Source organism: Methylobacterium sp. FW306-05-D (genome assembly GCF_058782155.1).
The window spans coordinates 28,246-34,777 of the sequence record NZ_JBYSXL010000050.1; the positions used below are offsets into that span (position 1 = coordinate 28,246).

The 6,532-nt window shown below is 71.9% G+C and carries 6 protein-coding genes; 3 read left to right on the forward strand and 3 right to left on the reverse strand.

All coding sequences use genetic code 11. The annotated features are described in order from the left end of the window. Positions 1-3: 3 nt before the first annotated feature. Positions 4-1,395: a GntP family permease gene (locus AC3WLN_RS16520; RefSeq protein ID WP_492483015.1), complete on the reverse strand. Its 1,392-nt coding sequence runs from the start codon at positions 1,393-1,395 to the stop codon at positions 4-6. A 188-nt stretch (positions 1,396-1,583) separates the two neighbouring features. On the opposite strand from AC3WLN_RS16520, the gene AC3WLN_RS16525 reads away from it, so the two are divergent. Further along, complete coding sequence (locus AC3WLN_RS16525; protein ID WP_492483017.1) at positions 1,584-2,795, forward strand: FAD-dependent monooxygenase; 1,212 nt, start codon at positions 1,584-1,586, stop codon at positions 2,793-2,795. Here the strand turns inward: AC3WLN_RS16525 and AC3WLN_RS16530 are convergent, their stop codons facing one another. Then, the gene (locus AC3WLN_RS16530; RefSeq protein WP_492483019.1) at positions 2,796-4,079 is read right to left on the reverse strand and encodes a patatin-like phospholipase family protein; all 1,284 of its coding nucleotides are present in this window, start codon (positions 4,077-4,079) and stop codon (positions 2,796-2,798) included. A 206-nt stretch (positions 4,080-4,285) separates the two neighbouring features. On the opposite strand from AC3WLN_RS16530, the gene AC3WLN_RS16535 reads away from it, so the two are divergent. Next, positions 4,286-5,338: an HpcH/HpaI aldolase/citrate lyase family protein gene (locus AC3WLN_RS16535; protein WP_463778217.1), complete on the forward strand. Its 1,053-nt coding sequence runs from the start codon at positions 4,286-4,288 to the stop codon at positions 5,336-5,338. A gap of 107 nt (positions 5,339-5,445) precedes the next feature. Next, positions 5,446-5,772: a heat shock protein HspQ gene (hspQ, locus tag AC3WLN_RS16540; RefSeq protein ID WP_463778219.1), complete on the forward strand. Its 327-nt coding sequence runs from the start codon at positions 5,446-5,448 to the stop codon at positions 5,770-5,772. A 124-nt stretch (positions 5,773-5,896) separates the two neighbouring features. On the opposite strand, the gene AC3WLN_RS16545 is transcribed toward hspQ, so the two are convergent. Further along, on the reverse strand, positions 5,897-6,532 hold a 636-nt coding region (locus AC3WLN_RS16545; RefSeq protein WP_492483022.1), incomplete at its 5' end, for an invasion associated locus B family protein.

A 6,532-nucleotide genomic window follows, 5' to 3' on the forward strand; every position in this document is an offset into this window, starting at 1 on the left:
GGCTCAGACGATGCCGGTGAGGTAGTAGACCCCGATCACCAGGAACACCGCCGCGGTCTTCAGGAGCGTGATGGCGAAGACGTCGGCATAGGCCTGCCGGTGGGTCAGGCCCGTCACCGACAGCAGGGTGATGACGGCGCCGTTATGCGGCAGGGTATCCATGCCGCCGCTCGCCATGGCGGCGACCCGGTGCAGGACCTCCATGGGGATATTCGCGGCCTGCGCCGCCGCGATGAAGGTGGAGGACATGGCCGCGAGCGCGATGCTCATGCCGCCCGAGGCCGAGCCGGTGATGCCCGCCAGCGCCGTCACGGTCACGGCCTCGTTCACCAGCGGGTTGGGGATGGCCGAGAGGGCGTCGCGGATGACGAGGAAGCCCGGGAGGGCGGCGATGACCGCGCCGAAGCCGTATTCGGAGGCGGTGTTCATGGCGGCCAGCAGCGAGCCCGCCACCGCCGCGCGGCTGCCCTCGGCGAAGCCCGAGGCGACCGGGCGCCAGGCGAAGACCAGCACGGTGAGGATGCCGGCGAGCAGCGCCAGCTCCACCGCCCAGATCGCGGTCACGGACGAGACCGCGGTGACGAGGGGCTTGTCGAGGCCGGCGAGGGCGGTCTCGGCCCTCGCACCGTAGAGGCGCGGGATCGCGGCCGTGAAGGCGAGGTTCGACAGGCCCACCACGACCAGCGGCAGCAGGGCGATGGCCGGATGGGCCCGGGCGGCCTCGTCCATCACCTGCGGCTCGTTGCCGTGGCCGGTGCCGTAGCCCTCGCCCTTGGCCTTGGCCGAGGCGATGCGCCGGTCGAGATAGACGACGCCGACCACGAGGATGAAGGCCGCGCCGATCAGCCCGAGCCAGGGGGCGGCCCAGGTGTTGGTGCCGAAGAAGGTGGTGGGGATGATGTTCTGGATCTGCGGCGTGCCGGGCAGCGCGTCCATCGTGTAGGAGAAGGCGCCGAGCGCGATGGTGCCGGGGATCAGGCGCTTGGGGATGTCGCTGAGGCGGAAGGCCTCCGCCGCGAAGGGATAGACCGCGAACACCACCACGAACAGCGAGACGCCGCCGTAGGTGAGCAGGTTGCACACCAGCACGATGGAGAGCACCGCCCGCCGCGCGCCGACGAGCTCGATCACGGCAGTCACGATGGAGCGGGAGAAGCCCGACATCTCGATGACCTTGCCGAACACCGCGCCGAGCAGGAACACCGGGAAGTACAGCTTCACGAAGCCGACCATCTTCTCCATGAACAGGCCGGAGAAGACCGGCAGCACCGCGGCGGGATCGGTGAGCAGCACCGCCAGCAGGGCGGCCACCGGCGCGAACAGGATGACGGAAAAGCCTCGGTAGGCGACGAGCATCAGGAAGCCGAGCGCCAGCAGCGCGATCAACAGGCTCATGGGAACGAGCTACCTCCGGGCAGCCGATGTCCACGGCCTTGCGCGGAATGCTACAAGGCCCGTCCCTGCGGCACCATCGCGGCCTTGACCGGCGGGGTGACAGGCCTCTGTAAGCGTCAGGGTCCAGGGGGCTGCGTCGGTCCGGACGACGCCGGCGGGCCCGATGCCGTGCAGGAGACCGCGAGCCCGTGGCGACATTTCCTCCGAAACCCGAATCCTTCGCGGTCGCCGTGGTCGGCGCCGGCGCCGCGGGCCTCAGCCTCGCCCTGGCGCTCGCCCGCGCGGGCGTCGCCACCGCCCTGGTCGGCCGGCACGCCCCCGTGGCCGACGGGCGCACGGTGGCGCTCCTCGACGGCTCGGTCCGCTTCCTCGACGCCCTCGGGGTCTGGGCCGCGATCGCGCCCCATGCGAGCCCGCTGGCCGAGCTCCACATCGTCGACGACACCGGCAGCCTGTTCCGCCCGCCCCCGGCCCGCTTCGTCGCCACCGAGATCGGCCTCGACGCCTTCGGCTGGAACGTCGAGAGCGCCCGCCTGGTCGAGGGCCTGCGCGCCGAGGCGAGGGCGGCCGCCAACCTGACCCTGTTCGAGGCGGATGCCGCGGGCTTCGCGGCCGGCGCCGACGCGGCCACGATCACGCTCGCCGACGGCGCCACCCTGTCGGCCCGCCTCGTCGCCGGGGCGGACGGCGCCCGCTCGCGGCTGCGCGAGGCCGCCGGGATCCGGCCGCGCACCTGGTCCTACCCGCAGAGCGCCCTCACCACGATCCTCGCCCATACCCGGCCGCATCGGGACGTCTCCACCGAGTTCCACACCCGGCAGGGGCCGTTCACCCTGGTGCCGCTGCCCGGCGGGCTCCGCTCCAGCCTGGTCTGGGTGATGGGCGAGGGCCCGGCCAAGCGTCTCGCCGCCCTCGACGACGATGCCCTCGCCCGGGCGGTCGAGCACCAGGCCCAGGCGATGCTGGGCCCGATGCGCATCGACGGCCCGCGCGGCCTCGTGCCGATGCGGGGCCTGTCCGTGCCGAGCCCGGTCGCGGCCCGCCTCGCCCTGGTCGGCGAGGCCGCCCACGTCTTCCCACCCATCGGCGCGCAGGGCCTGAACCTCGGCCTGCGCGACGCGGCCTCGCTGCGCGACGCGGTGATGCGGGCGGTGGACGACGGACGCGACCCGGGTTCGCGCGTGGCCCTGGCCGGCTTCGCCCGCGGGCGCGACCTCGACGCGCGCTTGCGGTCGACCGCCGTCGACGCGCTCAACCGCAGCCTGCTCGCCGACCTCCTGCCGGTGGACGCCCTGCGCGGCCTCGGCCTCCTCGCCATGACGACGATCGGCCCCTTGCGCCGCATCGTCATGCGCGAGGGGGTGCTGCCCCGCCTCGGTGCCCCGAGCCTGATGCGCTGATCAGCGCCCGGCCACGCTCCGGACGGGCGGCTGAGCGGGACCCTCCTGGGCCGCCCGACGGTCGACCGAGCCGGTGGCGATTTCCGCCGCCGGGTCCGTCGTGCCGTCCTGGAAGGCGGTGCCGGTCCTGCCCAGGGCGACGCCGTGGTCGAACAGGGCCTTCATGTAGCCCTGGTCGAAGGGCGCCGCGGAGGTCTTCCCGAAGCGCCCGTCGATCTGGGCGACCTGCAGATCGAGGCCCGTGCGCCGGGCAAAGCCCTGGCTGAGGGCGAGCGCGGCCCGCGTCTGCGCCTTGATCGCCGCCGACATCGAACGGCCGAGCACGCTCAAGGTGGTGCGCGACGCCATCTGGAAGTCCGGTGCCAGGCTGTTGTTGACGATGAGATAAACCTGGCGCGTCGGCAGCGGCGCCGGGTTCGCCGCCAGGAGCATCGATTCCGGAGCGAGGTAGTACGGCGCGGTCGTGCCGCCGTCGTCGTGCATCTCCTGGAAGCGCTTGCCGTCCCCCGCCACCGCGTCGATCATTACCGGCGGAAACACGCCGGGCACCGCCGAGGAGGCCAGGATCACCGAGCGGAACAGCGCCAGCGCCTTCGGGCCGCCGGTCTGCGCGATGGCGCCCATGTCCCACAGGACCGGCCGCTCGCCATCCACCGCCGTGGTCGCCACCAGGAGCCGACGGCCCTTGGCGTGCTCCGCGGCGACCGCCTTCAGCAGGGCCGGGGTCACCGCCCGGTCGATCCGGCGCTTGAGCGGCCAGGTGTCCGTGAGGGCTTCGTTCGTGCCCCCGAACTCGAACACGTCGGCGGCGGAGATCTCGGTGTAGTTCTGGCGCAGGGCGGCGTCGCCGGAGGCGCCGATGAAGGCGAAGGGCGCGATCATCGCGCCGGTGCTGACGCCGGTGATGACGCCGAAATCCGGTCGGGTGCCGGCCTCGCTCCAGCCGTTGAGGAGACCGGCCGCGTAGGCGCCGTTCTCGCCGCCGCCGGAGAGCACGAGCCAGGGCCTGTCCGCGGCCGATGCCCCGTCGATGAGCGTGCGGAAGGCGGCGGCATCGTCGCCCGGGATGCGCAGGCCCGGGGCCAGCCCGTCGGGGCGTGCCGTCGCGGCCTCGGCGGCCGTGAAGGCGATGCGCCCGGTCTTGTCGGACTGGATCACCTTCTCGGCCGGCGGCCTGGCGCGCTCGGCGGCGAACGCGGTCTGCGGAAGGCCGAGGCCGATCAGGGCCGCCCCGAGCAGCGCCGGATGGCGGAAGCCGGTCCGCCTCGTCGATGATCCGGACATGGGTCCGTCCTTCGTGGTCCGTGAGGTGCCCCCCTCGATCGTGAGAACGTGAGCCGGGGACCGGCGTTCCGCCGCCCGGTCCGCGGTGTCGGCATGGCAAACGGCTTGCGTGCGCCCGCGCACCTTTACGGCGGGGCCGGGCTTGCCCTAACCGCTGGTTCGGGACGCCGGTCTCACAAAGACACCTCCGGGAGCCAGAAACGCCCATGAAACTGCCACGCCGCTTCTTCCAGCCGCTCGCCACCGGCGCACCGGCTCCCTTCCGCGAGCTCCCCGTCAAGCTCGAGCGGATGATCCACTTCGTGCCGCCCCACAACGAGAAGGTCCGGGCCCGCGTGCCGGACCTCGCCGCCACCGTCGACGTGGTGCTCGGCAACCTCGAGGACGCGGTGCCGATCGATCAGAAGGAGGCCGCCCGCAAGGGCTTCGTCGCCATGGCCCGGGCCACCGACTTCGCCGCCTCCGGCACCGGCCTCTGGACCCGCATCAACGCCCTGAACTCGCCCTGGATTCTCGACGACCTGTTCGAGATCGTCTCCGAAGTCGGCGACAAGCTCGACGTCGTGATGGTGCCCAAGGTCGAGGGTCCGTGGGACATCCACTACGTCGACCAGCTGCTCGCCCAGCTCGAGGCCCGGCACGGCGTGCGCAAGCCGATCCTCGTCCACGCCATCCTCGAGACCGCCGAGGGCGTCGCCAACGTCGACGCCATCGCCTCCGCCTCGCCGCGCATGCACGGCATGAGCCTCGGCCCCGCCGATCTCGCGGCCTCCCGCGGCATGAAGACCACCCGGGTCGGCGGCGGCCACCCGGACTACCGGGTGATCGCCGACCCGACGAGCGACGGCGCCGCCCGCGCCTCGGCCCAGCAGGACCTCTGGCACTACACGATCGCGAAGATGGTCGACGCCTGCATGGCGAACGGCCTCAAGGCCTTCTACGGCCCCTTCGGCGACTTCTCCGACGGCGAGGCCTGCGAGGCCCAGTTCCGCAACGCCTTCCTGATGGGCTGCGCCGGGGCCTGGACCCTGCACCCGAACCAGGTCGCCATCGCCAAGCGCGTCTTCGCCCCCGATCCGGCGGAGGTCGCCTTCGCGGTGCGGATCGTCGAGGCGATGCCCGACGGCACCGGCGCGGTGATGCTCGACGGCAAGATGCAGGACGACGCCACCTGGAAGCAGGCCAAGGTCATCGTCGATCTCGCCAGGCTCGTCGCCGAGAAGGACCCGGAGCTGGCCAAGACCTACGGTCTGGCCTGAGCGTTTTTCTCGTCTCCTTCGTCATCGGCGGGGTGCCGCCGATGACAAGTGGGCCGGGGCCGCTTATTTTCCGTCGCATGACCGATACGATCACCGCTGAATTCGTGATGAGAACCGCCAAGTTCGGCCTCGGCGCCGTCGTGCGCCACCGCATCTATCCCTTCCGCGGGATCGTCTTCGACATCGACCCGGTGTTCGACAACACCGAGGAATGGTGGCTGGCGATCCCCGAGGAGGTCCGGCCGCGCAAGGACCAGCCGTTCTACCACCTGCTCGCCGAGAATGCGGAGAGCGAGTACGTGGCCTACGTCTCCGAGCAGAACCTCGTGCCCGACACCTCCGGCGAGGCCCTGCGCCACACCGGCATCGCCGAGGTGTTCGAGCGCGACGCCGACGGCAGCTACCGGATGCGCGGGGCCGCCCACGCCAATTGACGCTCCGGTGCGACCCGCCCCGGCAGTCGGGAGGGGTCCTGAAACGAAACGAGGCCGGGCATCGCGCCCGGCCTCGTTTCGTTTCAGGGGCCGGCCGCGCGAGCGGCCGACCGGGTTCGCGGTCTCAGGGCTTCGGCGCGGCCGGCGCACCGGCGGCCGGCGCGGCGCCGGCGGCATTCTGCTGCTCGAGCTTCTTGCGCATGTCCTCGGAGCGCTTCTCGAGCTCGTTCTGGAGCTTCTTCTGCTGCTCTTCCAGCACCTTCGGGTCGATGGCCGGGCCGTCGAAGGCCTTGCCGAAGCCGGCGATCGGCACCGCGAAGGTGACCTCGCGCTGGGTCTGGTTCTGGACGCTGACGTTCAGGGTGGTGCCCTTCTTCATCGCGGTGATCAGCTCGGGGCCGACATTGCCGGCCTCGGCGAAGCAGCCGTTGGGGAAGCAGACCGCGAACTTGCCGGCGGTGCCCTGCTGGCCGTCGATGGTGAAGCGGATGCCCGGCTGCAGCAGCAGGCCGAGGGGCAGCAGGTAGCGGATGACCCGCACTTCCTGCTTCTGGGCGGCGTTCTTCATCTCGTAGACGGCCACCGCGAGGACGGGCTGGCCCTGGTCGGAGACGAAGTCGCGGGTGGTGTAGCAGACGTCGGTGCCGCTGCCCTGGTCCTTGCCGCAGACCTTGGTCCATTCCGTCTGGGCCGGATCGGACTTCACGTTGACGATCTGCGGGCCCGTCTGGGCCGCCCCGGTGGGGGCGGCGGCCGGGGG

Excerpts from the sequence above, each read along its gene's own strand:
- AC3WLN_RS16520 (WP_492483015.1), bottom strand. The coding sequence starts at position 1,395 with ATGAGCCTGTTGATCGCGCTGCTGGCGCTCGGCTTCCTGATGCTCGTC.
- AC3WLN_RS16530 (WP_492483019.1), bottom strand. The coding sequence starts at position 4,079 with ATGTCCGGATCATCGACGAGGCGGACCGGCTTCCGCCATCCGGCGCTG.
- AC3WLN_RS16535 (WP_463778217.1), top strand. The coding sequence starts at position 4,286 with ATGAAACTGCCACGCCGCTTCTTCCAGCCGCTCGCCACCGGCGCACCG.
- hspQ (WP_463778219.1), top strand. The coding sequence starts at position 5,446 with ATGAGAACCGCCAAGTTCGGCCTCGGCGCCGTCGTGCGCCACCGCATC.